General features: G+C 69.3%; 20 protein-coding genes. 11 read left to right on the top strand and 9 right to left on the bottom strand.

Annotated elements, in window-relative coordinates; translation table 11 throughout:
* Nucleotides 1–131: 131 nt before the first annotated feature.
* The 3 genes from CEK65_RS13935 to CEK65_RS13925 all read right to left on the bottom strand — a co-directional run bounded on the left by CEK65_RS13935 (nucleotide 132) and on the right by CEK65_RS13925 (nucleotide 6544).
* Nucleotides 132–1211, bottom strand: coding sequence for an NAD(P) transhydrogenase subunit alpha (locus CEK65_RS13935; RefSeq protein WP_017908585.1), 1080 nt, complete (start codon nucleotides 1209–1211; stop codon nucleotides 132–134).
* 563 nt (nucleotides 1212–1774) lie between these two features.
* Nucleotides 1775–4090 carry a DUF1631 domain-containing protein gene (locus tag CEK65_RS13930; RefSeq protein WP_152182110.1) on the bottom strand — a complete coding sequence of 772 codons (2316 nt, stop codon included), beginning with the start codon at nucleotides 4088–4090 and terminating at the stop codon, nucleotides 1775–1777.
* 222 nt (nucleotides 4091–4312) lie between these two features.
* Complete coding sequence (locus CEK65_RS13925) at nucleotides 4313–6544, bottom strand: DUF1631 family protein (protein ID WP_193314797.1); 2232 nt, start codon at nucleotides 6542–6544, stop codon at nucleotides 4313–4315.
* A gap of 155 nt (nucleotides 6545–6699) precedes the next feature.
* Here CEK65_RS13925 and CEK65_RS13920 point away from each other — a divergent pair, with 155 nt between their 5' ends.
* The 4 genes from CEK65_RS13920 to CEK65_RS13905 all read left to right on the top strand — a co-directional run bounded on the left by CEK65_RS13920 (nucleotide 6700) and on the right by CEK65_RS13905 (nucleotide 9773).
* A complete protein-coding gene (locus CEK65_RS13920; protein ID WP_152182109.1) occupies nucleotides 6700–7275 on the top strand; it encodes a nitroreductase in 576 nt (191 codons plus the stop codon).
* A complete protein-coding gene (locus CEK65_RS13915) occupies nucleotides 7272–8195 on the top strand; it encodes a 5'-3' exonuclease H3TH domain-containing protein (protein ID WP_017909233.1) in 924 nt (307 codons plus the stop codon). The genes CEK65_RS13920 and CEK65_RS13915 overlap by 4 nt, the downstream gene beginning before the upstream one ends.
* 236 nt (nucleotides 8196–8431) lie before the next feature.
* The gene (locus CEK65_RS13910) at nucleotides 8432–8983 is read left to right on the top strand and encodes an NUDIX hydrolase (RefSeq protein WP_152182108.1); all 552 of its coding nucleotides are present in this window, start codon (nucleotides 8432–8434) and stop codon (nucleotides 8981–8983) included.
* A complete protein-coding gene (locus CEK65_RS13905) occupies nucleotides 8976–9773 on the top strand; it encodes an N-formylglutamate amidohydrolase (protein ID WP_193314796.1) in 798 nt (265 codons plus the stop codon). Before CEK65_RS13910 ends, CEK65_RS13905 begins: the two co-directional genes overlap by 8 nt.
* A gap of 36 nt (nucleotides 9774–9809) precedes the next feature.
* On the opposite strand, the gene CEK65_RS13900 is transcribed toward CEK65_RS13905, so the two are convergent.
* Nucleotides 9810–11222, bottom strand: coding sequence for an MFS transporter (locus tag CEK65_RS13900; RefSeq protein WP_026143369.1), 1413 nt, complete (start codon nucleotides 11220–11222; stop codon nucleotides 9810–9812).
* Nucleotides 11223–11329: 107 nt separating this feature from the next.
* Between CEK65_RS13900 and CEK65_RS13895 the strand changes: the two genes are divergently transcribed.
* Nucleotides 11330–12214, top strand: coding sequence for a LysR family transcriptional regulator (locus tag CEK65_RS13895; protein WP_017915111.1), 885 nt, complete (start codon nucleotides 11330–11332; stop codon nucleotides 12212–12214).
* 251 nt (nucleotides 12215–12465) lie between these two features.
* Nucleotides 12466–13356 (top strand): transglutaminase family protein, encoded by an 891-nt coding sequence (locus CEK65_RS13890; protein WP_017915110.1) that lies wholly within the window; start codon nucleotides 12466–12468, stop codon nucleotides 13354–13356.
* Between the two features lie 73 nt (nucleotides 13357–13429).
* On the opposite strand, the gene pip is transcribed toward CEK65_RS13890, so the two are convergent.
* The 5 genes from pip to prmC all read right to left on the bottom strand — a co-directional run bounded on the left by pip (nucleotide 13430) and on the right by prmC (nucleotide 19687).
* Nucleotides 13430–14371, bottom strand: coding sequence for a prolyl aminopeptidase (gene pip, locus CEK65_RS13885; protein WP_017909227.1), 942 nt, complete (start codon nucleotides 14369–14371; stop codon nucleotides 13430–13432).
* Between the two features lie 119 nt (nucleotides 14372–14490).
* Nucleotides 14491–16875, bottom strand: a complete 2385-nt coding sequence (locus CEK65_RS13880; RefSeq protein ID WP_226980578.1) for a hypothetical protein — start codon at nucleotides 16873–16875, stop codon at nucleotides 14491–14493.
* On the bottom strand, nucleotides 16872–17717 hold the full coding sequence (locus tag CEK65_RS21015; RefSeq protein ID WP_193314795.1) for a hypothetical protein: 846 nt from the start codon (nucleotides 17715–17717) through the stop codon (nucleotides 16872–16874). The genes CEK65_RS13880 and CEK65_RS21015 overlap by 4 nt, the downstream gene beginning before the upstream one ends.
* A gap of 515 nt (nucleotides 17718–18232) precedes the next feature.
* Nucleotides 18233–18796: a hypothetical protein gene (locus CEK65_RS13870; RefSeq protein ID WP_226980577.1), complete on the bottom strand. Its 564-nt coding sequence runs from the start codon at nucleotides 18794–18796 to the stop codon at nucleotides 18233–18235.
* Between the two features lie 57 nt (nucleotides 18797–18853).
* Complete coding sequence (gene prmC / locus CEK65_RS13865) at nucleotides 18854–19687, bottom strand: peptide chain release factor N(5)-glutamine methyltransferase (RefSeq protein ID WP_152182107.1); 834 nt, start codon at nucleotides 19685–19687, stop codon at nucleotides 18854–18856.
* A gap of 240 nt (nucleotides 19688–19927) precedes the next feature.
* On the opposite strand from prmC, the gene ahpC reads away from it, so the two are divergent.
* The 5 genes from ahpC (at nucleotide 19928) to tal (ending at nucleotide 24910) form a co-directional block, all read left to right on the top strand.
* Entirely contained in the window at nucleotides 19928–20494 is a 567-nt protein-coding gene (gene ahpC / locus CEK65_RS13860) for an alkyl hydroperoxide reductase subunit C (RefSeq protein ID WP_010341941.1), read from the top strand.
* 161 nt (nucleotides 20495–20655) lie between these two features.
* Nucleotides 20656–22248 carry an alkyl hydroperoxide reductase subunit F gene (ahpF, locus tag CEK65_RS13855; RefSeq protein WP_017911311.1) on the top strand — a complete coding sequence of 531 codons (1593 nt, stop codon included), beginning with the start codon at nucleotides 20656–20658 and terminating at the stop codon, nucleotides 22246–22248.
* A gap of 151 nt (nucleotides 22249–22399) precedes the next feature.
* Nucleotides 22400–23353, top strand: a complete 954-nt coding sequence (locus CEK65_RS13850; RefSeq protein ID WP_017911310.1) for a LysR substrate-binding domain-containing protein — start codon at nucleotides 22400–22402, stop codon at nucleotides 23351–23353.
* A 110-nt stretch (nucleotides 23354–23463) separates the two neighbouring features.
* Nucleotides 23464–23895: a nucleoside diphosphate kinase regulator gene (rnk, locus tag CEK65_RS13845; protein WP_017915104.1), complete on the top strand. Its 432-nt coding sequence runs from the start codon at nucleotides 23464–23466 to the stop codon at nucleotides 23893–23895.
* A 46-nt stretch (nucleotides 23896–23941) separates the two neighbouring features.
* Nucleotides 23942–24910, top strand: a complete 969-nt coding sequence (tal, locus tag CEK65_RS13840; RefSeq protein WP_152182106.1) for a transaldolase — start codon at nucleotides 23942–23944, stop codon at nucleotides 24908–24910.
* The last annotated feature ends 15 nt before the right edge of the window (nucleotides 24911–24925 follow it).

Raw genomic sequence — 24925 nt, 5'->3', positions numbered from 1 at the left:
ATACAAGGAGCGGCTTCAGCCCCCACGGCGTTCCCGGTGAACCCGGTCGCGGCTGAAGCCGTTCTTGCACGGGCTCACCTTGCCCGCAGATCAGCGCCGCCCGAACCGGCGCCCAAGCATCGCGGCCGCACTCACGCCGTCCAGCGCGTCTTCGCCAGCAATTCGTCGTTCCAGTCGTAGGCGATCGCGCCGTCCTTCAGGAACAGGGCAACGAAGTTGTAGACGTTGCGCGCGTACATCTCGCTCGCATGCACCGCGCCCATGCTGGCCAGATCCAACGGCCCGGCAATGGTCACGCCGGCGTGTTCGATGGTCTCGCCCGGCCGGGTCAGTTCGCAGTTGCCGCCGGTCTCGGCGGCCAGATCCACCACCACGCTGCCGGGCTTCATGCCGGCGACCATCGCCGCGCTGAGGATCTTGGGTGCCGGCCGTCCCGGCACCGCGGCGGTGCACACCACCACGTCGATGCCCTTCAGGTGCTCGGCCAGGCGACGCTGCTGCTCCGCGCGCTCGTCGTCGGTGAGTTGCCGCGCGTAGCCGCCCTCGCCGGCGGCGCTGACCCCGAGATCGAGAAACTTGCCGCCCAGCGATTCGATCTGCTCGCGGGTTTCCGGGCGCACGTCGAAGCCCTCCACCTGCGCACCCAGGCGCTTGGCGGTGGCGATGGCCTGCAGGCCGGCCACGCCGGCGCCGACGATCAGCACCTTGGAGGGGCGGATGGTGCCTGCCGCGGTGGTCAGCATCGGGAAGAAACGCGGCGCCAGCTGCGCGGCGATCAGGGTCGCCTTGTAGCCGGCCATGCCGGCCTGCGAGCTGAGCACGTCCATCGCCTGCGCGCGGGTGGTGCGCGGCAGCCGTTCCAGCGGAAAGGCGACCAGTTGCCGCGCCTGCAGCGCCGCCGCGCGCGCCGGATCGGCCTGCGGCTGCAGGATGCCGACCACGCCGGCGCCCTCCTTCAGCTGCTGCAGCGCCACCGCCGGCAGCGGCTGCACGCACAGCACCAGATCCGCCTGCGCCGGGCTGTCGGGATCGGCCAGGCTGGCGCCGGCGGCCAGGTAGGCCGCATCGACGAAGCCGGCCGACACGCCGGCCTGCGGCTCGACCCGCACCTGCGCGCCCAGGGCGACCAGTTTCTTGACCGTCTCCGGCGTCGCCGCCACGCGGCGTTCGCCCTGCGCCGATTCCTTCACCACCAGCACCTGCACTGCCATGCGATTCCCCGTGCCTTGCCTGTCGTCCGCGCCGATCCTACAGCGTCCGCACGCCAGGTGGAGGCGTCGCGCACGCCAAGTGGGCATCGGCGACCGGGCGCGTTGGCGCCCCGACCCGAGGGCGCCCGCCGCGCACCGCGAGGGCGCCCGCCGCGCACCGCGTCGGCGAAGGCGTGTTCTCCGCCGGGGCGGCCAGGTGCATGGCCAGGTCGGGAAGGACGCGGCGTGCGAGGAACACCTGCACCGCCGGCAAGCGTCGCCAACGCGGGTCAGGCGCAGGCGCGGCGTCAGCCGCGACCGGCAGCGCGAGGAAACCCGGTCGCGGCGGGGGAGACCGCCTGATCCATCCAAAGCCCACGGACTGGAAGCGGCGTCAGCCGCGAATGGGGCTTCGAGTAAAGCCCCTCGCGGCTGAAGCCGCCCCTACGGTCGCGATGGCATAGCGACCAACGGCCACCAGAACGCGTCGCTGGCGATGCGCTGACGCCGCCGATACGGGCAGCCGAGCAACACGCGACACGTGCAACGCCACGGCAGCGATCGCCCGCGCCGCCGCGCTGCTCTCAGTGCAAGGTCGCGCTATGCGGATCGAGACGGTCGATGACGCCCTGCATGGCGCTGTCGAAGGCGCCGTCGTCGACGTGCGCGCGCAGCCGGCCCAGCCGCACCATCACCGCCAGTTCTTCCGGCGAGGCCACGCAGAAGCGCACGCCGCGCCGGTTGACGAACAGCAGGCGCGACGAGATCGGGCTCACCCACGACAGCTTGCCGGCCTGCATCTTGCCGTCGCGGTCGACGAAGTCCAGCCAGGTGCCGATCTGCATCGTGCGGAAGCGGTCGGCATCGGCGTTGTCGAAATCGTCCATGGTCTGCGGCGGCGCCACGTCCACCGGTTGCGCCTCCTGCACCGGCGGCTGCGGCAGCGCCACCTGCGGCAGCTCCGGCAGCGGCCGCTCCAGTTCCGGGCGCAGCTCGGCCACCGCCTGCAGCGTGTCGTGCAGCGCGTCGATCGCGGCCGTGGCCACCTCGGCATGCAGGCCGACGCTGGCGAAGACCCGCTGCAGCGCGCCCTGCCAGGCCTGCAGCCAGGGCTTGCCGACGATGTGCCGCTGCGCCTCGGCGGCTTCCTCGAGCAGGCCGTCGGCCAGCGCCAGCGCATCGCGCACGCCGGGGCCGCCCTCGCCTTCGCGCAGCATCGCCATGGTCAGGTGGTGCTGCCACGGCTGGCGCAGGAACTCCTGCAGCGCCTGCGGCAATTGCCGGCCCTGCAGGCGCACCTGCAGTTCGGCCTCGGCGCGCTGCCGCGCCAGTTCCAGCTTCTCCTGGCCGCGCTGGGTCTCGGCGGCGCGGCGCTCGGCGATCTCGATACGGCGGCGGTGCTGCACCAGGAAATCGCGGAACTCCTCTTCCAGGGTCAGGAAGATCGCCAGGTTCTCGTTGAACTCGGCCACCAGCCGGTCGATGATCTCCTCGACCTTGCCCATCAGCACGCGCTCGGCCTGGCTCTCGCCGGTGTTGCCCTCGCAGGCCTCGGCCAGCGAATTGAGCAGGCGTCGCGCCGGATGGGTCTTCTGCACGAACATGCGCCGGTCCAGCAATGCGACCTTGACGAACGGCACCACCAGCCGGCCGATCAGTTCACGCGAGCGGCCCTCCAGGTCGCGCTCGTCGAGCATCACGTCGAACAGCATGCCGACCAGGTCGATCGCGTCCTCGTCGACCGGATCCAGCCGCGCATGCGCCGGATCCACGCCGAACTGGGTGGCGTTGGACAGCACCTCGCTCTTGAGCCGCTGCGCCAGCGATTCGCTGTCGTCGCCGATCGCCGCGCGCAGCGTCGCGCTGGGCGTGGCCTGCAGCAGCGACAGCACCGACATCATCTCGCGCTGGCTCAGCGGGCGTTGCTGGCCGACCGCCGCGGTCGCCGCGGAGGTGGCGCTCTCGCGCGCGTTGCGGGTCTGCTGCAACAGTTCGTGCAACGCCTCCAGCAACACGCCCTGACTACCGCCGGGCAGGCGCGCCTCGGGGTCCTCGTAGCGCTCGCCGGCCTGCAGGCTGCCGCGGCGCTCGGCCCAGCGGTTGACGAAGCGGTTGGCCCAGGCCGGCGCGTAGTGCTCTTCGTCCTCGCCCAGCTCGGCACCGACGCCATCCCCGGCAGCGCCGGCCTCGCGCGGCGGGCGCTGCTCCGGCGGCGGCGCGCGCCGCGGCGGCGGCGGCGGTCGCGGCCGCGAGATCTCCGGCATGATCCCGGCCTGGGCGAGGCTGTCGTCCAGATCCTGGTAGAGCTTGCCGACCCCGGCGGTGAAGTCGCGTTCGCACAGCTTGATCAGCACCAGCCGCACTTCCGGGGCCAGGTCGCTGGTGGAGAACGCGGCATGCACGGCCACGCCGATGTGTTCGGGGCCGATCGGATTGGTGTCCGCATCCAGCTCCAGGCCGCCGGCGATCCAGCCCAGGCGCCGGTCGATGCGGGTCAGCACCGGCTTCCATTCGCGCAGCAGCACGCTGGCGAGGTTGCGTACCGCCAGCCGCGATTCCAGCTCGTGTTCGGAGATCAGGCTCAGGCCCTGCCCGTAGCCGGCCAGGGCGACTTCGGCCGAGAGCGGCGCGCCGGCCTCCAGCGCTTCCCAGGCGGTATGCAGTTGCGCGCGGAAGCGCGCGGCGATCTCGTCGCGACGGCGGCGCAACTCGCGCATGCCGTCGAGGAACAGCAACTGCGACGCGCCGGCACTCTCGGCGCGGTCGAACAGCACGTCGTCGAAATGCGCCAGCGCCGCAGCGAAGGCCTGGCCCAGCACTGGCAGCATGCCCTCGCGCGCCTGCGTCAACAGGCGCGGGTCACGCGCCGGGTGTGCGTGCGGGCTGGGGCTGAAACTCATGCGCGACGGCTCCGCGCCATGGACGGCGCCAGATAGAAGGAAGGTGGAAGACGATCGGACGCGGCCCCTGTTTCCGCTCCTGCATGGTAGGCAAGGTGTCTGAACAGCGACCGTGATGCGCTGCGCATTTCTGGCTCCAGAACGTGACCTCGTGCAGGATCGTAGGCATGGAAGGCGTCACTACGGCGGCAATGCGGCATGAATACGGCACGCCGTCGAGGATCAGGCCGCCACCGCCACCCGTTCCAGGCGGTCGACCACGCCCTGCATGGCGCTGTAGAAGGCATCGTCGTCGCGATGCAGGCGCAGCCGGTCCAGCCGCGCCATCACTGCCAGCGCCTCGGCCGAGGCGACGCACAGCCGCCCGCCGCGGCGGTTGACGAACAGCAGGCGCGCCGAGATCGGGCTCACCCAGGTCAGCTTGCCGGGCTGCACGCGGCCTTCGCGGTCGACGAAGTCCAGCCAGGTCCCCAGCGGCAGGGTGCGGAAGTAATCGGCGGTGATGTGGTCGAAATCGGTGGCCTGGGCCGGTTCCGGCAGTGCCGGCACGGTCTCGGCGGCGGGCGGCTCGGGCACGTCCACGCCCGTCGCCGGCAGCGCGGCCTGCAGCGGCCGCGCGTGCGCCAGATCGTCCAGCGCCGTGTGCAGGGCCTGCCAGGCGGCTTCGGCCGCCGCGGCGTCCAGGCCGACGCTGGTCCACAGCCGGGTCAGCTCGGCATGTTGCGGCTGCAGCCAGCCTTCTACCGGCACCGCACCGTTCTGGGCCTGGCGGCACTGCGCCAGCACCGCATCGCCCAGCGCCAGCGCCGCGGCGAGCGCGCTGCCCTGACCGTCGTCGCGCAAGGCCGACTGCTGCACGTACTGGCACCAGGACTGGCGCAGGAAGGCCTCGATGGGCAGCGGCACGGTCAGGTCGTCGCCAGCCTGTTGCAGCAGATCGTGCAGGGCCTGCGCGGCGCGCTGCCGGGCGACCTCGCGGCGCTCCTCCGCCCGTTGCAGTTCGGCCGCGCGGCGCTCGGCGATCTCCACCCGGCGCCGGTACTGCTCGTAGGCGCTGCCGAACTCGGCCTCCAGCGCCAGGAACACCGCCAGGTGCTCGTCGAAATCGCGCACCACCCGCTCCACCGCCGCCTGCGCCTGCGCCAGCAGCGCCTGCTCCGGGCCGGTGCTGCCGGCATTGCCGTCGCAGGCGTCGGCCAGCAGGTTGAGCAGGCGCCGCGCCGGATGCCCGTCGCGCACGAACAGGCGCCCGTCGATCAGGGCCACCTTGGCCATCGGCACCAGCATCTGCCCCAGCAGCTCGCGCTGCGCGGGTTGCAGCACGCATTCCTCCAGCATCACATCGAACAGCAGGCCGACCAGATCCAGGGTGTCGGCATCGGCCGGATCCAGGCAGGTGCTGGCCGGGTCCAGGCCGAGCGAGGCGCCGATACCGGCGATCTGCCGGCGCAGGCCCAGCGCCAGCGGGCCGCCGTGTTCGCAGACCGCGGCGAATCCGGCCAAGGGCATGGTCTGCAGCAACGACAGCACCGACAGCAGCTCGCGCGGCGACAGGCAGCGCCGGCCGTCGCCCGGGCCCGCGTCCGGCTGCGCCTCGTGCAGCAGCGCGCGCAGCGCCGGCGGCAGCACCTCCTGCTCGTTGCGCGCGTGCGCGTCCAGGGCGCGCGCGGCGCGGCGCTGCGCCGCCGACAGCGGCGCGGCGGTGTCCCAGTTCTCGAAGAAGCGGCTGATCCAGTCCGGCGCCGCCTCGTCCTCGCTCGCGCCCAGGCGCGGGATGGCGCGGCGGCGCGGGCGCCCGCTCGGCAGCGCGCGGGCGCGCGCGACCTCGTTCAGGCGCTGCTCCAGTTGCGCATACAGTTCGCCGACGCGCTCCTGCAGTTCCTGCTCGCAGATCTTGACGATCGCCAGTTGCACCTGCGGCGCCAGCACCAGCCCGTGCAGCGCCGCATACACCGCCGCGCCCACGTGCTCGGGGCCGAACGGGTTGTTGTCGGCATCGATGCGCTGGCCGCCGGCGATGAAGCCGAGGAACCGGTTCAGCCGCATCAGCTCCGGCCGCCAGCGGTGCTGGATCGCCCCGGCCAGGTTGCGCACCGCCAGGCGCACGTCCAGTTCCTGTTCCGAGACCAGGCTGAGGTCGCCGCGCTCGCGCGCCAGACTGCGCTCCACCGACAGCGGACGGCCGGCTTCCAGCGCCTGCCAGGCCTGGGCCAGGTGCGCGCGGAAGCGCGCGGCGATCGGCTCGCGCTGCTGGCGCAGCAGCTGGATCGCCTCGAAATAATCGTTCTGGGTCGGCCCGGCGCGCTCGGCCATGCGGAACAGCGCTTCGGCCAGCACATCCAGCACCTCGCCGAAAGCGCCGGCGAGCGGAACCGACACCACATCCCGGACCTGATCGAGCAGATCCGCGTTACGGCTGGGCGACAACTCTTCAGCGTATTCAGCAAGGGTCATGGCAGTGTGATACGCAGGCAGCAGTGAGACCGACGTCAATTCGGAAGCTAGCGGCAGATCAGCAACGCAACGCGATTGTCCGTGTAACTGCGGCATCCGCTGCCGCCTGCGAGCGCCCGACTATAATTCCGCGCCCGCCCCACGGAATCGAGACTATGCGCACAATTCATTCGCTGCAAGCGCTGGATGCGCGCCGTTCAGTGCCATCCAAGCAGTTGGGCGAACCGGGACCGGACGCGGAAACGCTGCTGGCCATGCTGCAGTCGGCGGTGCGTGTCCCCGATCACGGAAAGCTGGTGCCGTTCCGCCTCCTGCGCATCGCCGGCCCGGCGCGTCAGGCGTTGGGCGACATCCTCGCCGCGCGCACCCTGCAGCGCGATCCCGGCGCGGCGCCGGCGGCGGTGGAGAAGGATCGCGAACGCTTCGTGCATGCGCCGGTGGTGATCGCGGTGATCGCCTGCCTGCAGCGCGGGCACAAGGTGCCGGAAATCGAACAGTGGATGACCGCCGGTTCGGTGTGCTTCGCGCTGCTGCAGGCCGCGCAGGCCTACGGCTTCGGCGCACAATGGCTGACCGGCTGGATGGCGTATGACGAAACGGTGTCCGCGCGGCTGGGCCTGGCCGAACACGAGCATGTCGCCGGCTTCATCCACATCGGCACCGCCCGCCTCGACGTGCCGGAGCGTGAGCGGCCGGACCCACGCGCGCTGCTCAGCGACTGGACGCCGTGAACGCAGGCCTGCCCCTGTCGCGGCCGCTGTACCTGGTCGACGCCAGCCTGTACGTGTTCCGCGCCTGGCATTCGATTCCCGACGAATTCCAGGACGCACAGGGCTGGCCGACCAATGCGGTGCACGGCTTCGCGCGCTTCCTGCTCGACCTGCTCGAGCGCGAGCGACCGCAGCACATCGTGATCGCCTTCGACGAAGCGCTGGACAGCTGCTTCCGGCATCGCCTGTACGCCGCCTACAAGGCCAACCGCGCGCCGGCGCCGGACGCGCTGCGCCGCCAGTTCGCGCACTGCAAGGCGCTGTGCGCGGCCCTGGGCCTGGGCGTGCTGGCGCACCACGACTACGAGGCCGACGACCTGATCGGCAGCGCCCTGCACCGTGCGCGCGGCGACGGTTTCCACGGCGTGATCGTGTCCGCCGACAAGGATCTGTCGCAGCTGCTGCTGGAGTTCGACGAACAATGGGACTACGGCCGCGGCCAGCGCTGGGGCGCGGCCGGGGTCAAGGCGCGCCACGGCGTGCATGCGCACCAGATCGCCGACTACCTGGCACTGACCGGCGATGCGATCGACAACATTCCCGGCGTCACCGGCATCGGCGCCAAGTCGGCGGCGATCCTGCTGGCGCATTTCGGCGACCTGGACACGCTGCTGGCGCGGGTCGACGAAGTGGCGTTCCTGCGCCTGCGCGGCGCCGCGCAGATGGCCGTACGCCTGCGCGAACAGCGCGAGCACGCGCTGCTGTGGCGGCAGCTGACCACCATCGCCCTGGACGCGCCGCTGCACACGGCCGCGCCGGGGTTCGCCCGCGGCGCGGCCGATGCCGACATGCTGCACGGCCTGTGCGAGGCGCTGCGCTTCGGGCCGCTGACCCGACGCCGCCTGCTGCAGGCGGCCGGCCTGGAGTTTGTGGCCGGCTGAGCGCTGGCCTTCGCCACGGGCAGGCGATGCCGCTGCCCGAAGCAGGCACGCCCTCGCACGCGCTGTGCCGGTTGCACTGTGGGGTCGCTGGCGCCGAGCGACTCGCGCGGCGCCAGCGACACCGGGCACGATCTGGCGCGCATCAAAAACACAACGCACGTTCTACACTGCACCGCATCGCCGGACCGCGCCGTGCGCGACCGCGCCCTCTTCCTCCGCCATCTTGCGAGCTGCCCATGCCCCGCCACGATTCCCCGCCCCGCATCGTCTACGAAGGCAAGTACCAGCGCATGGTCGTGCGCGGCACCTGGGAGTATTCCGAACGCGTGCACGCCGGCGGCCTGGCCGCGATCATCGTCGCGGTCACGCCGGACGACGAAGTGCTGTTCGTCGAACAGTTCCGCGTGCCGCTGCAGGCGCGCACCATCGAGATGCCGGCCGGCCTGGTCGGCGACATCGATGCCGGCGAATCGATCGAAGTGTCGGCGGTGCGCGAACTGGAAGAGGAAACCGGCTGGACCGCCGAGCACGCCGAGGTGCTGCTGATCGGCCCGACCTCGGCCGGCGCCAGCAACGAGAAGATCGCCTTCGTGCGCGCCACCGGCCTGCGCAAGGTCGGCAACGGCGGCGGCGACGCCAGCGAGGACATCACCGTGCATTCGGTGCCGCGCTCGCGCGCCGCCGCGTGGCTGGTGCAGAAGATGGGCGAAGGCTACGCATTGGATGCGAAGCTGTGGGCGGGGCTGTGGATGATCGAACACGAACTCGACGGCACGCCGCGTGGCTGAGGGTCTCAGCCACGCATTGCCGCCGCTGCTGGGCGTGGACGACCCGGCGGTGTTCAGCATCCACCGACCACACGGCACATCGCCGTTCGTGCTGCTGGCGGATCACGCGGGACAGGCAGTGCCGCGCGCGTTGCACGGCCTCGGCCTGGCGCAGTCGGAACTGGATCGGCACATCGGCTGGGACATCGGGATCGCCGGCACCACCCGCGCGCTGTCCGCGCTGCTCGACGCCTGGGCGATCGAACAGACCTATTCGCGGCTGCTGATCGACTGCAACCGCCCGCTCGCCTCGCCGACACTGATCCCGTCCGTCAGCGACCGCACCGTGGTGCCGGGCAACGCCGCACTCACGGCGGCGCAGCGGCAGCAGCGCATCGATGCCGTGCATGCGCCCTACCACGCGCGCATCGCCGCCGAACTGGACGCACGCCGCGCCGCCGCGCGCCCCACCGTGCTGGTGATGATGCACAGCTTCACCCCGGTGATGGACGGCGTGCCGCGGCCCTGGCATGCCGGCGTGCTGTATCACCGCGACACCCGCTTCGCCCACGCGCTGCTGCAGGCGCTGCGCGCGGAAGACGACCTGCTGGTCGGCGACAACGCGCCGTATGCGGTCAGCGACAGCAGCGACTACGCGGTGCCCGTGCACGGGGAAGGCCGCGGCCTGCCGCATGTGGAACTGGAGATCCGCCAGGACCTGATCGCCGACGCCGCCGGCCAGCAGGCCTGGGCGCAGCGGCTGGCGCGGATCTTCAGCGCGCTGCAGCCGCAGTTGCTGGCGCTGGAGTAAGCCGAGGCGGACGCTGGTCCGGCCGATCGGTCATGCCTAGCGCGACAGGCAGGGCGCTGCACCGCACGCGCTGCGCGGGTCACGCAGGCGGAGCGCGATGGCCACGCCCAGAACCGCGAACAGCGCAGCACCGTACTGCGCCTGCACCAATCCATCCAGCGCCGCCGCACTGGCGGCCGGTTGCGCGCCGCGCGCCGCATTGGCCGCCATCACCAGTACCGCCAGGCCCACCGCCCCACCGATCTGCTGCGCGGTGGCGGCCATGCCCGACGCCACGCCCTGCTGCTGTGCCGGCACGCCCTGGCCAGCCACCACCCACATCGCCGTCCAGCTCATGCCCTGCCCCACACTGAGCAGGACGATGCCCGGCAGCAACGGCCAGTAGCCCGCGCCGTGCGGCAATGCGACGGTCGCCGCGGCGATGCCCAGCGCACCCGCGCCGAATCCCCAGGCCAGCACCTGCCGCGGCGAACGCCGCTGCAGCAAGCGCTCGGCGATGCGGATGCCGAAGGCGCAGACCACCGTCGGCGGCAGGAACGCCATGCCGGCCTGCAACGGACTCCAGCCATAGCCGTCCTGAAAGTACAGCGCCAGGAAGTAGTACTGCACGCCGTAGCTGCTCATGAACGCGAACGTCAGGCCCAGTGCGGCGCGCAGACCGGGAAGACACAGCAGCGAAAAGCGCATCAACGGATCGCGGCTACGCTGTTCGATCCACACGAACGCCGCGAGCAGCACCGCCGATGCCAGCAGGCAGGACAGCGTGGCCGGCGCGCTCCAGCCCCATTCCGGGCCCTGCACCAAGGTGGCGACCAGCAGGCTGCCGCCGGTGGTCACGGTGGCGCATCCTGCCAGGTCGAAGGTGCGGCCATGCGCGCGCGGGCCATCCGCAGGCAACCACCGCCCTGCCGCCGCCGCGCAGGCGATGGCCGGCGGCACGATGACCGCCAGTACCGCCGGCCACCCGAAGGCCTGAGTCAGCGCGCCGCCCAGCAAGGTGCCCAGCGCCAGCCCCACCGCGCTGGCCGTGCTCCAGATCGCCAACGCGCGATTGCGCGCCGCGCCCTCGGCATAGAGGGTGTTGATCAAGGCCAGCGTCGCCGGAAACAGCAATGCCGCGCCCACGCCTTGCGCGGCCCGCGCAACGATCAGCAGCACCGCGCTGGGCGCCAGCGCGCCGAGCGACGAGGCCAGCGCGAACAGCAGCATGCCCAGCCGGTAGAAGCGGCGCCGCCCCAGCAGATCGGCGGCGCGGCCGCCGAGCAGCAGGCAACCGCCGAACGCCACGGTGTAGGCGCTGACCACCCATTGCAGGCGCTGCGCGTCGATCTGCAGCGCACGACCCATGTCGTGCAGGGCGACGAAGATGATGGTGGCGTCCAGGGCGATCAGCAATTGCGCGGTGGCGAGCAGCGCCAACGCCCTGCGCGGATGGGAGAGTGCATGCATCGGCATCGGGTGCTTAGGGGAGAACCGCCAGTGTCATTGATGCGGCATCGTCGATAAATCCTTGCCTCTTCATATGTGTCATGATTTTTTGCATGAATAGCAAAGGCATGGATCTCAATGCCGTGCGCATGCTGGTGCAGGTGGCGGAGGCGCGCAGTTTCACCGTCGCCGCTGGCCAGCTCGGTGTCAGTCAATCCGGGCTGTCGCGCGCGATCGGCAGGCTGGAAGCGGCGCTGGGCGTCAAGCTGCTGCAGCGCACGACCCGCAATGTCGGGCTGACTCCGGATGGACGCCAGTTCGTCGAGCAGGTAGCGCCGCTGCTGTGCGGCTTGGACGACGCCGAGCGGCAACTGGCGGACCGCGCCTGCACGCCGTCCGGCACGCTCAAGATCAGCGCACCGTCGATGTTCGGTCGCAAGGTGCTGATACCGCTGCTGGCCCCGTTACTGGCGCAACACCCGCAGCTACGCGTGGAAACCGTGCTCAGCGACCGCCTGGTCGACCTGATCGAGGAAGGCTTCGACGCCGCATTGCGCACCGGCCCCATCGCCGACAGGCGCATCGTCGCACGGCCGCTGCGGCCGCTGCGCTGGGTGACCGTCGCCAGTCCCGCCTACCTGGCGGCACGCGACGCACCCGCCGATCTCGACGCGCTGCGCGATCACGCCTGCCTGGCCATCCGCAATCCGCGCAGCGGACGCCTGGTGAACTGGCAGTTCCTGCAGGATGGACAACGCTGCGGCTTCGCGCCGCCGGCGCGGATGGTGTTCGACCACGGCGATCCATTGGTGGAAGGCGCCATCGCCGGCATGGGCATCGTGCAGGTGATGGATTTCGCGGTGGCCGATGCACTGGCCGACGGGCGCCTGCACCGTGTGCTGCAGGCGTTCGAAGGCCGCAGCCGCACGCTGTCGTTGATCTATCCGCCATCACGGCAACGCTCGGCCAAACTGCACGTGTTGACGGAGGCCCTGCTGGCCGGTCGTTGGTGAAGCCGATCCACCGCCGATGGCGCGGCAACGCGCGGCAGCGACCGCGCACGTCAGACCTCTGCGGCCCGCCACGCTATGCCAGCGTACGCAACGCCTTGATTGCCGCCACGGCCGTCTGCCATGCCCTGCCCGTAGCGCCGCTCAGCATGCTGAAGCACGTGGCGCCGGTCTTCACGCCAAGCTGAGCGCGGCATGCGCACGCTCGGGCTGGACCGGTCCGCACCGGAAACCCGCCCCGCATCGGACCCCACATGCTCATCCGCCTCGGTTACGAAATCCGCTACCGGTTCGCACAGGCGACGCCGATGCTGGCGATGCTGGACATCCACGACAGCCGCCGCGACGACATCGTTGCCGCCACCGCCTTGCACAGCGTGCCGGCGCTGCCGTTGCACCGTTATCGCGATGGCTTCGGCAACCGCTGCACGCGCCTGCAGGCGCCCGCCGGAACGCTGACCCTGCGTGCCGATGCGGTGGTGCGCGACAGCGGACTGCCGGACCAGTACCGCTACGACGCCGCGCAGACCCCAGTGGAGCAGTTGCCCGACGCCACCCTGGTGTACCTGCTCGGCAGCCGCTACTGCGAGACCGACCTGCTCAGTGGCATGGCCTGGGAGCTGTTCGGCGGCACGCCGCCCGGCTGGGCACGGGTACAGGCGATCTGCGACTACGTGCATACGCGCATCGCCTTCGGCTATGCCCATGCCTGCGCCACCAAGAGCGCCGCGCAGGCGCTGCAGGAAGGGCGCGGCGTGTGCCGCGACTTCGCGCATGCGGCGATCGCGCTGTGCCGCTGCATGAACATCCCGGCGCGCTACTGCACCGGCTATCTGGGCGACATCGGTGTCCCGGTCTCGGACGCACCGATGGATTTTTCCGGCTGGTTCGAAGCCTTCCTCGACGGGCGCTGGTACACCTTCGATGCACGCCACAACGTGCCGCGCATCGGCCGGGTGCTGATCGCGCGCGGCCGCGACGCCGCCGACGTGGCGATCAGCACCACCTTCGGCGACAACGTGCTCGAATCGTTCGTGGTGTGGACCGACGAGACCAAGCAGGCACAGCTCGACACGCACCCCTTCGCAGCGGCCGGCGCCATCACCGCCGCCGGATGCGAACCCGGCAACGCGCTGGCCTGCTGAATCATTGCAGTGGACGGTGCCGCCATGCGCAGCACCGCCCTTCCGTGAACGCGCTATGCAGCCGCGCGCGGACTCAGGCGAAGCCGTCGGTGGCGCGCACCAACGCGTCGACGTTCTCGGGCTCGAACGCGGAATGGCCGGAGGCCGGGGTGATCTGCAGCGTCGCCTTCGGCCAGGCCTTGGCCAGGTCCCAGGCGTTGGCCAGCGGGCAGACCACGTCGTAGCGGCCGTGCACGATCACCCCCGGGATGTCGGCGATGCGGTGCGCGTCGCGCAGCAACTGGTCCTCGACCTCGAAGAAGCCGCCGTTGACGAAGTAGTGGTTCTCGATGCGGGCGAAGGCCAGCGCGAAGTGCGGGTCCTCGTGGCTGTCGACGAAATCGGCATCTACGTGCAGGAAGCTGGTCGCGCCTTCCCACACGCTCCAGGCCTTGGCCGCGGCCAGGCGGGTCGCCTCGTCGTCGCTGGTCAGGCGCCGGTGGAAGGCCGAGATCAGGTCGGCGCGCTCCACCGGCGGGATCGCCGCGACGTAGTGCTCCCAGGCATCGGGGAACAGGCGGCTGGCACCTTCCTGGTAGAACCACTCCAGTTCCCAGCGACGCAGCATGAAGATGCCGCGCAGCACCAGTTCGGTGACGCGCTCCGGATGGCTCTGCGCGTAGGCCAGCGCCAGGGTCGAGCCCCAGCTGCCGCCGAACACCTGCCAGCGGTCGATGCCCAGGTGCGTGCGCAGCCGCTCGATATCGGCGACCAGGTCCCAGGTGGTGTTGTCGACGAGGTCGGCATGCGGCGTGGAGCGGCCGGAGCCGCGCTGGTCGAACAGCACGATGCGGTACTTGGCCGGATCGTGGAAGCGACGCATCTTGGCGTTGCAGCCGCCGCCGGGACCGCCATGCAGCAGCACCACCGGCTTGCCGTGCGGATTGCCGCACTGTTCGTAGGACAGGGTATGCCGTGCGTCCACCGGCAACATGCCGCTGTCGAACGGCTCGATCTCGGGATACAGCGTGCGCATGGCGACTCCTGCGGGAAAACCGCGATTCTACCCATGCGCGCCACTTGAGCGGCGCTGACCAGCAACGGCCGGCCGCGAACGGACCTGGCGCAGCGCCGATCGGCCAACCGGGGTCGGGATCAACCGATCGCCGGCGCGCCTCTGCCGCCAGGGGCGTCCTGCAACCGCTGCTGCGCTTCCATGGCCAGGTGCTGCGCGCGCTGCTGGTTGAACGCCTGCGCCTGCTGCACCGTCTCGTGCATCGGTGCAGCGGCCTGCGCCACGTCCGTGGCGGCGCGGAAGCCCGGCGTGGTGCCGGACACCCACAGCGTGTCGCCGGCCATCTGCACCCGGTCGATCTTGTCGGCATCGGCGATGCCGGCCCGCTTGGCACCGAGCATCGCCTGCGCGACATGCGCATCGTCGATGCGCGTCGGTACGTCCCTGCGGATGCGCGCGAACATGGTCTGATCGGACGCAGGCAGTGCGGCGAGGTTCTGCTCACGATCGGCCTTGTGTCCGGCCGACGGCGCCGACTGGACGCCGGAAGCAGGCGTCGCGGCAGGCGCTTGGGCCGGCGCGCTGCGCTGGAACCACTGCCCGGGATGGGTCAGCGTGTCGTAGGCCTTGCCCGCCGCGTGCTTGGCGGCATCGATGCCCTGCGTGGCGGTCTGTCTTGCGGCTTCGTACGCGTGCGTACCAACCCGCGCGGCGCTGTCGGCCGCTTGCTTCGCCGCATCATAGGCACTGGTGGCCGCACGTCCAGCTTGCGCCACGCCTTCGGTCACTACGTGTTTGGACGCGTCGTAGGTTTGAGTGGCCGCACGCCCAACCTGCTCCGCGCCTTCAGTCACCACATGCTTCGCGGCGTCGTAGGTCTGGGTGGCGGCACGACCGACCTGCTGCGCGCCTTCGGTCACCACGTGCTTGGTCGCGTCGTAGGTTTGAGTGGCCGCACGCCCAACCTGCTCCGCGCCTTCAATCACCACATGCTTCGCGGCGCCGTAGGCCTGGGTGGCGGCGCGACCGACCTGCTCCGCGCCTTCGGTCACCATGTGCTTGGTCGCGTCGTAGGTTTGCGCCACCGCACGTTCGGCCCGGTCGATCCCATCGGAGACCGCCTGCTTGCCGAGCTGATACGTCTGCGTGGCGGTTTGCGCCGCGACCCGCGCGCCATCGTAGGCATCGACGATGTGATTGGCGACGTTGGCCACGCCCGCCTGGAAGCGAGGATCATGGATCCGCTCCACCACGGCGTCGGCAGCCGCATGCGCGCCTCGCTCCACGGCGCCTTTGGCCGATTCCAGCCCGCCGCCCACCCACCGCGCCGCCGCATCCGCACCTTGACCGTGCAGACGGGCGGCTTCGCCCACCACATGTCCAGCCAGCGGCGCAACCGGGATGAAGGGCGCGGTAAGGCGCCCGCCCTCCCGCGCCACGATCGCGATACGTTCGTCAAGCGCTTGCACGTAGCGACCGCCGGCGCGCACGGCATCGGCACCGTGTTGCAGGCCGTCGGCAACCCCGCGCACGGGCGCGCCACGCGCGATGGTGTCGCGAATGGCGGGATCGGCGTTGAGCACGAGGTACTCGTTGAGTTGCCGCCGCAGATTCGGCGACAGTTGGCCCTGCCCGTCGTTCCCGCGCATCTGCCGCAGCGACTCGGACAGTTCGGCGCGTGCGAAGGACACATCGCTGCCGAAGCGGTCGATGGCGTCCTTGTTCGCCGCGTAGCGCTGCGTCGCTTCCTGGAAGCGCTGGGGTTGCAGGATATTGTCCGGACTGTCGCTGCTGAAGTGCTGCTGGCCGCCGTGGTCGCTCAGCCGCATCGCGATCAGCGCGTTTGGCGGCGCCGACCCGGGCGGCGCATCCAGGTAGCGGCCGGCCCGCAGGCTCTGGATGTCCTCTTCGCTGGCCAGCGACACCACCTTGCCGACATGCGGACTGGCCGCGCTCACCACGTCGCCGGCCATGCGGTAGTTGGTGAGCTGGAAGCCCGGCTGCGGCGGGCCATCGATCATGTCCGCCGCGCCGAAGCCGTTGTAGGTGGCGCCGCGCAGGCCATATTTGGCGGCCTGGAGTTCCGCCAATGCGCCGCCCAGGGAGTGGCCGGCAGCGAATATCTGGGTTTTCGGGATGCCCTGCGCAGCCGCTTTGGCGATCATCTGCGCTGTAAACGCGTCGGCCGCAGACTTCTGCGCGTTGACGGTATCTCGCACCATCTTTGCATCGACGGCGATGTCCTGCAGCGTCGTCAGCGCGTGGTCCGCTTTTTCCGAAACACTCTTACCTGAAAATAGACCAGGATCAGTACCTCGGTACGCGACAATAACATTGTGAGGCGACGCAACGCTTTGATACGCAGTTGCGTGAAAGCCGGTAGCCGGATCACTGGTATAGCCAAATATCTTATAATCCTGGCCATCTAGAGAAACATATCTATTGTTATCGCCCACATCACGCTGTGATCGGTTGGCATACGAGTCATTACTTGCATCAGCTAACGCTTGATCAATGACTTTCATGACTTGACTTCCTTAACAGTGATCGTCACTGGGAAATAAGCATCAGGGTCTTTAAGAACCTCGGGATCGTCAGACTGGAACTCTAGCGCACCATAGGGAACCAAAGCAGGATCCCCATAAGAACTATTCTTGAAATAGCTTTTCCCACCACCCTCGCGCAAGATTTTTTCCAACAACCCTCCCCAACCGAATTTCACACCCTTGCCAATCGCGCTAACACCCACACTTGTCACATCCCAGTGGCAAACCCCGAGATTGAAATAATCTTCATCCAGCAGGGCATCGCGATAAAAATAGCCCTTCCATGTGTGGTCATCCACCTGGACCATAGGAATATCGAGCCCGGTGTTAGGCACATGGTGCTCGCCAAGAACTGGCATCATCGGCACACAATTCTTATTGATGACGTCATATCCAATGTAAGCACCCTTGAAAGAATCCCACGGTCCCGGCGCATTTGACGTGGCGATGACCTCGTAGCGCTTGACCGGATGCGGATTCAGATGCCCGGTCGCACCGTCGTTGCCAACATCGATACCTTTCGAACAACCGGCGGCGGTCGCGGCCAGGGGCATGATGGCGGCAGCGGCCAGGTGGTGCAGTTTCATCGTATCGTCCTCGGGGGGATAGGCCGCAGGCAGCGCGGCAGTGGGGTCTGGTGGCAATGGCAGTCTCGGCTTGCGCCAGGGCGCAATCGGCACCCCGCCACGCGGCAGCGCGCCGAGCCTGGCGTAGACGTCCGCATTGATGCTGCCCATGTCGCGCAGGAGTTGCGCATCGCGCATCGTGCGGGCGCGTGGACGATAGGGATTGTCGCTGTACGTGCTCTTTTCGTCGCTCATCGCGCCACCTCTCCTTTATCAAAACTCCAAGTTGCGACTGCGATCTTACTCGCTGGAAACCATGTCGCCACTGCCCATCGCGTAAAGGGTACAAGTGAGATCCCGACCCACATCCATGGCCCGGATTTTCCTGATGAACCGCCATCGGGCTCTGATACCGGCATGCGGCAGCGCCAGGTATTGGTTACATAACTGACTGGAAGGCTGTAGCTGAGCCACTGGCAAAGCCGAGAACCCAGTAGCGCCTCTCACCTGAATGCACCTGCTTCTTGCAGCGATATCGCTTCGAGGACGATTCACATACGCGTCGTTGGCCGCATCGGCAACCGCTTGATCAATCCCCTTCACGGCTGGGCCTCCCTGACAGCGAGGGTGACAGAGAAATACACGTCCGGATGCTGTGGCACTTCAGGATCAGCGGGATCGAAATCCTGAGCCCCGTAAGGGACCAGGGACTTATCCCCATACGCGACCTTCTTGAAATACCTGGTCCCTCCACCTTCGCGCAGAATCTTCTACATAGAGCCGCTCCACGCAAACCTTAGGCCCTGAGCAATCGCACTGGCGCTCACGCTCGTGACGTCCCAATGGCACACCCCAAGCTTGAAGTAATCCTCATCCTGCAGCGCATCACGGTAGAAACACCCCTTCCACGTATGGTCGTCTACGCGGGTCATCGGAACGTCGAGTCCGGTATTGGGGACTTGCTGTTGACCAATGAAGGGGATCATCGGAACGCACTTCTTATTGACGACGTCGTATCCGATGTAGGCGCCCTCGAACGCATCCCACGGCCCCGGCGCATGGGACGTGGCGATGACCTCGTCGCGTTTGACCGGGTGCGGATTCAGATGCCCGGTTGCGCCATCGTTGCCGACGTCGATGCCGTTGGAGCAGCCCGCGCCAGCCACGAGGATGGCAGCGACAGCGAGTGCGCGCAGGATTCTGAGACGGGGCCTGCGACGAGCGGTCACGCCGGCAGGGATCCACGCACCCTCGGCATGCCGCGCACCCGTCTGTGCCACGGCGGGCGTGGGCGGTACGCGCATCGCATTCGAAAGGCGACTGAGGGTGAACATTGCGGGTCATCCATGTCCGGCATCGTTACCCACGCACCATACCCCGGCGCCGGCGGGTCAGGCCAGCGGCTGGCGCCCCAGCGTGACCCGGTCGCGCGCCTCCAGGTCCTGATACGTCGCCACCTCCGCGAAGCCGGCCACCTCCAGCAGCGCGCGCACCGCCGCGCCCTGGTCCCAGCCGTGTTCCAGCAGCAGCCAGCCGCCGGGCAGCAGGTGCGCCGGCGCATCGGCGACGATTCGGCGCAGGTCGTCCAGCCCATCGGGGCCGGACGCCAGCGCGCTGGCCGGTTCGTAGCGCAGGTCGCCCTGCTGCAGGTGCGGATCGCCGGCGGCGATGTACGGCGGGTTGCTGGCGATCAGATCGAAGCGCTGGCCGGCCAGCGGCGCCAGCCACGGCCCATGCGCGAAGGCGACGTTGCCCAGGCCATGTGCGTGCGCATTGGCCTGCGCTATCGCCAGTGCCGCTGCACTGAGGTCGGTGGCCGTCACCTGCGCCTGCGGGCGCTCGCTGGCCAAGGCCAGGGCGATCGCGCCGCTGCCGGTGCCGAGGTCGGCGACGCGGCGGCCCGGCGCAGCGTCCAGCCGCTCCAGCGCCAGTTCCACCAGCCGCTCGGTGTCCGCGCGCGGGATCAGCGTGGCCGGCCCGACCGCCAGGTCCAATGTCCAGAAGCCGCGCCGGCCGGTCAGGTAGGCCACCGGCTCGCCCTGTGCACGCCGCGCCAGCAACGCCTGGAACCCATCCGCCACCTCGTCCACCAATGGATCGCGGGCGTGCGCGAACAGCCACGCGCGGTCGCGTTGCAGGGCGTGCAGCAGCAGGGCTTCGGCATCGGCACGCTCGACCTGGGTGCAGGCCGCGCGCAGCAGGGATTCGGGGGTGGGCGCATTCATCGCTGTCACGATGACGCAGCGAGCGCGGAAAAGCCAACGTGGTAGAACGGACCGACGCCCATGCGCCCTGGGCGGCTGACGCGCTGTTCGCGCGGCAGTGCAGCAAAGAGCCAGGCTTGGGAATCGATAGAGGAAACCTATCTATTCAATTCCATCAATCGATTTGAGGGATCTATCGGCGCCCCCTATCATGAGCCTCGTTCCATCCCCCGACCCCTATTGCAACCACGAGGAAACTCCATGTCGTCTTTGATCAACACCCAGGTCCAGCCGTTCAAGGCCAACGCCTATCGCAATGGCGAATTCATCGAAGTCACCGACGCGGACCTGAAGGGCAAGTGGTCGGTGCTGATCTTCATGCCGGCCGCCTTCACCTTCAACTGCCCGACCGAAGTGGAAGACGCCGCCGAGCATTACGCCGAGTTCCAGAAGATCGGCGCCGAGGTCTACATCGTCACCACCGACACCCATTTCTCGCACAAGGTGTGGCACGAGACCTCCCCGGCGGTGGGCAAGGCCCAGTTCCCGCTGGTCGGCGACCCGACCCACCAGCTGACCCGCGCCTTCGGCGTGCACATCGAGGAAGAAGGCCTGGCCCTGCGCGGCACCTTCGTGATCAACCCGGAAGGCGTGATCAAGACCCTCGAGATCCACGACAACGCGATCGCCCGCGACGTCACCGAGACCCTGCGCAAGCTCAAGGCCGCGCAGTTCGTCGCCTCGCACCCGGGCGAGGTCTGCCCGGCCAAGTGGAAGGAAGGCGAGAAGACCCTGAAGCCGTCGCTGGACCTGGTCGGCAAGATCTAAGCCGCCCGCGCTCCCATCTCCGCCTCGCGGCGGGGGTGGGGGTGAACCGCAGCCGGCATCGCGCGCCGGCGCCGGCTGCGGTTCATCCCTCCTCCCTCTTCGCGGCGCGCTGCTCCGGCAGCGTGCCTCCCCCTCGCTTTGCCCAACGTCAGGAGTCCGCCATGTTGGATGCCGATCTGAAAACCCAGTTGAAGGCCTACCTGGAGCGGGTCGTCCGGCCCATCCACATCACCGCGTCGGTGGACGATGGCGCCAAGTCGCGCGAGATGCTCGACCTGCTCGAGGACCTGGTGCTGCTGTCGGACAAGATCACCCTGGACGTGCACCGCGACAGCGGCGAGCGCGCGCCCTCGTTCGCGCTGAACAGCCCCGGCCACGACATCCACCTGCGCTTCGCCGGCCTGCCGATGGGCCACGAGTTCACCTCGCTGGTGCTGGCGCTGCTGCAGGTCGGCGGGCATCCGTCCAAGGCCACCGCCGAGCTGATCGAGCAGGTGCGCAACCTGCCCGGCGAGTATCGCTTCGAAACCTATTTCTCGCTGTCCTGCCAGAACTGCCCGGACGTGGTGCAGGCGCTGAACCTGGCCGCGGTGTTGAATCCGAACATCCAGCACGTGGCGATCGACGGCGCGCTGTTCCAGGACGAGGTCGAGGCGCGGCAGATCATGTCGGTGCCCACCGTGTACCTCAACGGCGAAGTCTTCGACCAGGGCCGCATGACCCTGGAGCAGATCGTGGCCCGGCTCGACACCGGCGCGGCCAAGCGCGATGCGGCGGCGATCGCGGCCAAGGCGCCGTTCGACGTGCTGGTGGTCGGCGGCGGCCCGGCCGGCGCGGCAGCGGCGATCTACGCCGCGCGCAAGGGCATCCGCACCGGCGTGGCGGCCGAGCGCTTCGGCGGCCAGGTGCTGGACACCATGGCGATCGAGAACTTCATCTCCGTGCAGGAGACCGAAGGCCCGAAGATGGCCGCGGCGCTGGAGCAGCACGTGCGCCAGTACGACGTGGACATCATGAACCTGCAGCGCGCCGAACAGCTGGTGCCGGCCGGTGCCGACGGCCTGGTCGAGGTCAAGCTGGCCAACGGCGCGTCGCTGAAGAGCCGCACGGTGATCCTGTCCACCGGCGCGCGCTGGCGGCAGATGAACGTGCCCGGCGAAGACCAGTACCGCAACAAGGGCGTGGCCTACTGCCCGCACTGCGACGGCCCGCTGTTCAAGGGCAAGCGCGTGGCGGTGATCGGCGGCGGCAACTCCGGCGTGGAAGCGGCGATCGACCTGGCCGGCATCGTCAGCCACGTCACCCTGGTCGAGTTCGACAGCAAGCTGCGCGCCGACGAAGTCCTGCAGCGCAAGCTGCGCAGCCTGGGCAACGTCGACATCCTGGTCAACGCGCAGAGCACCGAGGTGCTGGGCGACGGCCAGAAGGTCACCGGCCTGGTCTACAAGGACCGCGTCGGCGGCGATGTGCATCGCGTGGCGCTGGAAGGCATCTTCGTGCAGATCGGGCTGCTGCCGAACACCGAATGGCTGCAGGGCACGGTGGCGCTGTCGCCGCGTGGCGAGATCGTGGTCGACGACCGCGGCCAGACCTCGCTGCCGGGTGTGTTCGCCGCCGGTGACGCGACCACGGTGCCGTACAAGCAGATCATCATCGCCATGGGCGAAGGCTCCAAGGCGGCGCTGAGCGCGTTCGACCACCTGATCCGGCACAGCGCACCGGTCGCCAGCGGCAGCGTGGCCGAAGCGGCCTGATCCGCATCCGTCCCGCGCCGCTTCGCCGGCGCGGGACCAGGGTGTGCGGTCTCCACCGCGCGCGCCCATCTGTCTCGTCGCCAAGTGCGCCACACGCTCTATGCTGTGACCCTGCGTCACCTCCCGCCGCTGCGTTCCGAGGAACCCGCTGATGAACCTGCGTGATCTGAAATACCTGGTGGCGCTGGCCGATCACAAGCATTTCGGACGCGCCGCCGCGGCCTGCTTCGTCAGCCAGCCGACGCTGTCCACGCAGATCAAGAAGCTCGAGGACGAACTGGGCGTGCCGCTGGTCGAACGCGCCCCGCGCAAGGTCATGCTGACCCCGGCCGGGCGCGAGGCCGCCAGCCGCGCGCGCGGCATCGTCGCCGAGATCGAGCAGATGAAGGAGGCGGCGCGGCGCAGCCAGGACCCGGAAGCCGGCACCGTGCGCCTGGGCATTTTCCCGACGCTCGGCCCGTACCTGCTGCCGCATGTGATCCCGCGCATCCGCGCGCGCTTCCCGCAGCTGGAACTGCTGCTGATCGAAGAGAAGAGCGACGTGCTGCTGACCCGCTTGCGCGAGGGCCGGCTGGACGCGGCGCTGCTGGCGCTGCCGTTGCACGACGAGCAATTGCATGCCGAATTCCTGTTCGAGGAACCGTTCGTGCTGGCGGTGCCCGAGCAGCATCCGCTGGCGCGGCGGCCGACCCCGCTGACCATGGACGAACTGCACGCGCAACGCCTGCTGCTGCTCGAGGACGGGCACTGCCTGCGTGACCAGGCGCTGGACGTGTGCCACCTGTCCGGCGCGCTGGAGAAAGCCGAGTTCCAGGCCACCAGCCTGGAGACGCTGCGGCAGATGGTCGCCGCCAACGTCGGTGTGACCCTGCTGCCGCTGCTGGCGGTGCAGCCGCCGGTGGCCAATCCGCCGAACCTGCGCCTGCTGCCGTTCGCGCCCGACGGCGGGCCGAGCCGGCGCATCGCCATGCTGTGGCGGCGCAGTTCGGCGATGGGCGCGTTCCTGCAGCAACTGGCGCACCTGTTCGGTGCACTGCCCGAGGAGCTGTTTACGCTGCCGGCGCAGGCGTCGCTGCCGGACCAGGCGCCGCGCCAGGTGGCCTGAACAGGCCGACCGGCCGCGACGTCGCATCGGCGCCGGCTTGCTTGCACAATGGGAACGGGGGCGGCGCGGTGCCGCCTCCGTTCGTTGTGCCATCCAACCGGAGCCTGTCCATGACCTCGCAACACCACAGCGGCCTGCCGCCCTCGTTGATCGTCTCCAGCCGCGACCTCGCGCGCCTGGAAGCCCTGCTCGACTCCCCTGCCTTGCACCAGCACCCGGCCGCGCAAGCGCTGGGCGCAGAACTCGACCGCGCCACCGTGATGGCGCCCGACCAGATCCCCCCTGGCATCGTCACCATGCATTCCCGCGTGGAGTGCGAAGACGAACTGCACGGCGAACGCCATCAGCTGACCCTGGTCTATCCGCACGAAGCCGATGCCGCGCATGCGCGCATCTCGGTGCTGGCCCCGGTCGGCAGCGCCCTGCTCGGCCTGGCCGTGGGCCAGTCGATCGACTGGCAGGCGCCCGGCGGGCGACCGCTGCGCCTGCGCGTGACCGCGGTGCAGCGCGCCGACGACGACAACGCGCGCGCAGCGCGTTAACGTGCGCGGCCCTATCCTTGTTCCCACTCGTTTCCGAGAGATACCGATGACCTCTTCCGCCCCCTCCAAGCTCGCCCAGTTGCGCGAGTTGTCCGTGGTCGTGGCCGATACCGGCGACTATGACGCGATCAAGCGGCTCAAGCCGGTGGACTGCACCACCAATCCGACCCTGGTGAAGAAGGCGCTGGACCTGCCGGTCTACGCCGATCTGATCGATGAGGCGCTGGCCTGGGCGCGCGGCCAGGACGGCGACCACGCCGCCCTGGTCGACGAGATCGCCGACCGCCTGACCATCGGCGTCGGCGCCAAGCTCAGCGCGCTGGTGCCCGGCCGCGTGTCCACCGAAGTGGACGCCGACCTGGCCCACGACACCGCCGCCACCATCGCCAAGGCGCACAAATTCATCGCCATGTACGCCGAGCGCGGCATCCCCAAGGACCGCATCCTGATCAAGGTCGCCGCAACCTGGGAAGGCATCGAGGCGGCGCGGCAGCTGCAGCGCGACGGCATCGACTGCAACCTGACCCTGATCTTCAACCGCACCCAGGCCCTGGCCTGCGCCGAGGCCGGCGTGTTCCTGATCTCGCCCTTCGTCGGCCGCATCCTCGACTGGTACGTGGCCAAGGGCCAGACCCCGGCGACCATCGACGAGGACCCGGGTGTGCAGTTCGTGCGCGGCGTGTACGACGAGTTCAAGCGCCGCGGTTCGCAGACCGTGGTCATGGGCGCCTCGTTCCGTTCCACCGCGCAGATCGAGGCGCTGGCCGGCTGCGACCGCCTGACCATCTCGCCGGACCTGCTGGAGAAGCTCGACGCCGACCACGGCCCGCTGCCGCGCAAGCTCTCGCCAGGCCAGGCCGACGGCGCCAAGATCGAGCCGATCGACGCCAAACGCTTCGCCGCCGACCTGGCCGCCGACCCGATGGCTACCGAAAAGCTGGCCGGCGGCATCGACACCTTCGCCAAGGATCTGCAGGCGCTGCGCGACACGATCCGGCACAAGCTGGTCGGCTGAGCAGCGCACGCCTTG

Origin of the sequence: Xanthomonas sp. LMG 12459 (assembly GCF_009192905.1) — a bacterium.
Classification (GTDB): Bacteria; Pseudomonadota; Gammaproteobacteria; order Xanthomonadales; family Xanthomonadaceae; genus Xanthomonas_A; species Xanthomonas_A sontii.
The sequence above is the reverse complement of the archived record's forward strand: the minus strand, read 5'-3'. Positions and strand labels throughout refer to the sequence as shown.

Excerpts from the sequence above, each read along its gene's own strand:
- CEK65_RS13935 (WP_017908585.1), bottom strand. The coding sequence starts at position 1,211 with ATGGCAGTGCAGGTGCTGGTGGTGAAGGAATCGGCGCAGGGCGAACGC.
- CEK65_RS13930 (WP_152182110.1), bottom strand. The coding sequence starts at position 4,090 with ATGAGTTTCAGCCCCAGCCCGCACGCACACCCGGCGCGTGACCCGCGC.
- CEK65_RS13925 (WP_193314797.1), bottom strand. The coding sequence starts at position 6,544 with ATGACCCTTGCTGAATACGCTGAAGAGTTGTCGCCCAGCCGTAACGCG.
- CEK65_RS13920 (WP_152182109.1), top strand. The coding sequence starts at position 6,700 with ATGCGCACAATTCATTCGCTGCAAGCGCTGGATGCGCGCCGTTCAGTG.
- CEK65_RS13910 (WP_152182108.1), top strand. The coding sequence starts at position 8,432 with ATGCCCCGCCACGATTCCCCGCCCCGCATCGTCTACGAAGGCAAGTAC.
- CEK65_RS13900 (WP_026143369.1), bottom strand. The coding sequence starts at position 11,222 with ATGCATGCACTCTCCCATCCGCGCAGGGCGTTGGCGCTGCTCGCCACC.
- CEK65_RS13895 (WP_017915111.1), top strand. The coding sequence starts at position 11,330 with ATGGATCTCAATGCCGTGCGCATGCTGGTGCAGGTGGCGGAGGCGCGC.
- CEK65_RS13890 (WP_017915110.1), top strand. The coding sequence starts at position 12,466 with ATGCTCATCCGCCTCGGTTACGAAATCCGCTACCGGTTCGCACAGGCG.
- pip (WP_017909227.1), bottom strand. The coding sequence starts at position 14,371 with ATGCGCACGCTGTATCCCGAGATCGAGCCGTTCGACAGCGGCATGTTG.
- CEK65_RS13880 (WP_226980578.1), bottom strand. The coding sequence starts at position 16,875 with ATGAAAGTCATTGATCAAGCGTTAGCTGATGCAAGTAATGACTCGTAT.
- CEK65_RS21015 (WP_193314795.1), bottom strand. The coding sequence starts at position 17,717 with ATGAGCGACGAAAAGAGCACGTACAGCGACAATCCCTATCGTCCACGC.
- CEK65_RS13870 (WP_226980577.1), bottom strand. The coding sequence starts at position 18,796 with ATGTTCACCCTCAGTCGCCTTTCGAATGCGATGCGCGTACCGCCCACG.
- prmC (WP_152182107.1), bottom strand. The coding sequence starts at position 19,687 with ATGAATGCGCCCACCCCCGAATCCCTGCTGCGCGCGGCCTGCACCCAG.
- ahpC (WP_010341941.1), top strand. The coding sequence starts at position 19,928 with ATGTCGTCTTTGATCAACACCCAGGTCCAGCCGTTCAAGGCCAACGCC.
- ahpF (WP_017911311.1), top strand. The coding sequence starts at position 20,656 with ATGTTGGATGCCGATCTGAAAACCCAGTTGAAGGCCTACCTGGAGCGG.
- CEK65_RS13850 (WP_017911310.1), top strand. The coding sequence starts at position 22,400 with ATGAACCTGCGTGATCTGAAATACCTGGTGGCGCTGGCCGATCACAAG.
- rnk (WP_017915104.1), top strand. The coding sequence starts at position 23,464 with ATGACCTCGCAACACCACAGCGGCCTGCCGCCCTCGTTGATCGTCTCC.
- tal (WP_152182106.1), top strand. The coding sequence starts at position 23,942 with ATGACCTCTTCCGCCCCCTCCAAGCTCGCCCAGTTGCGCGAGTTGTCC.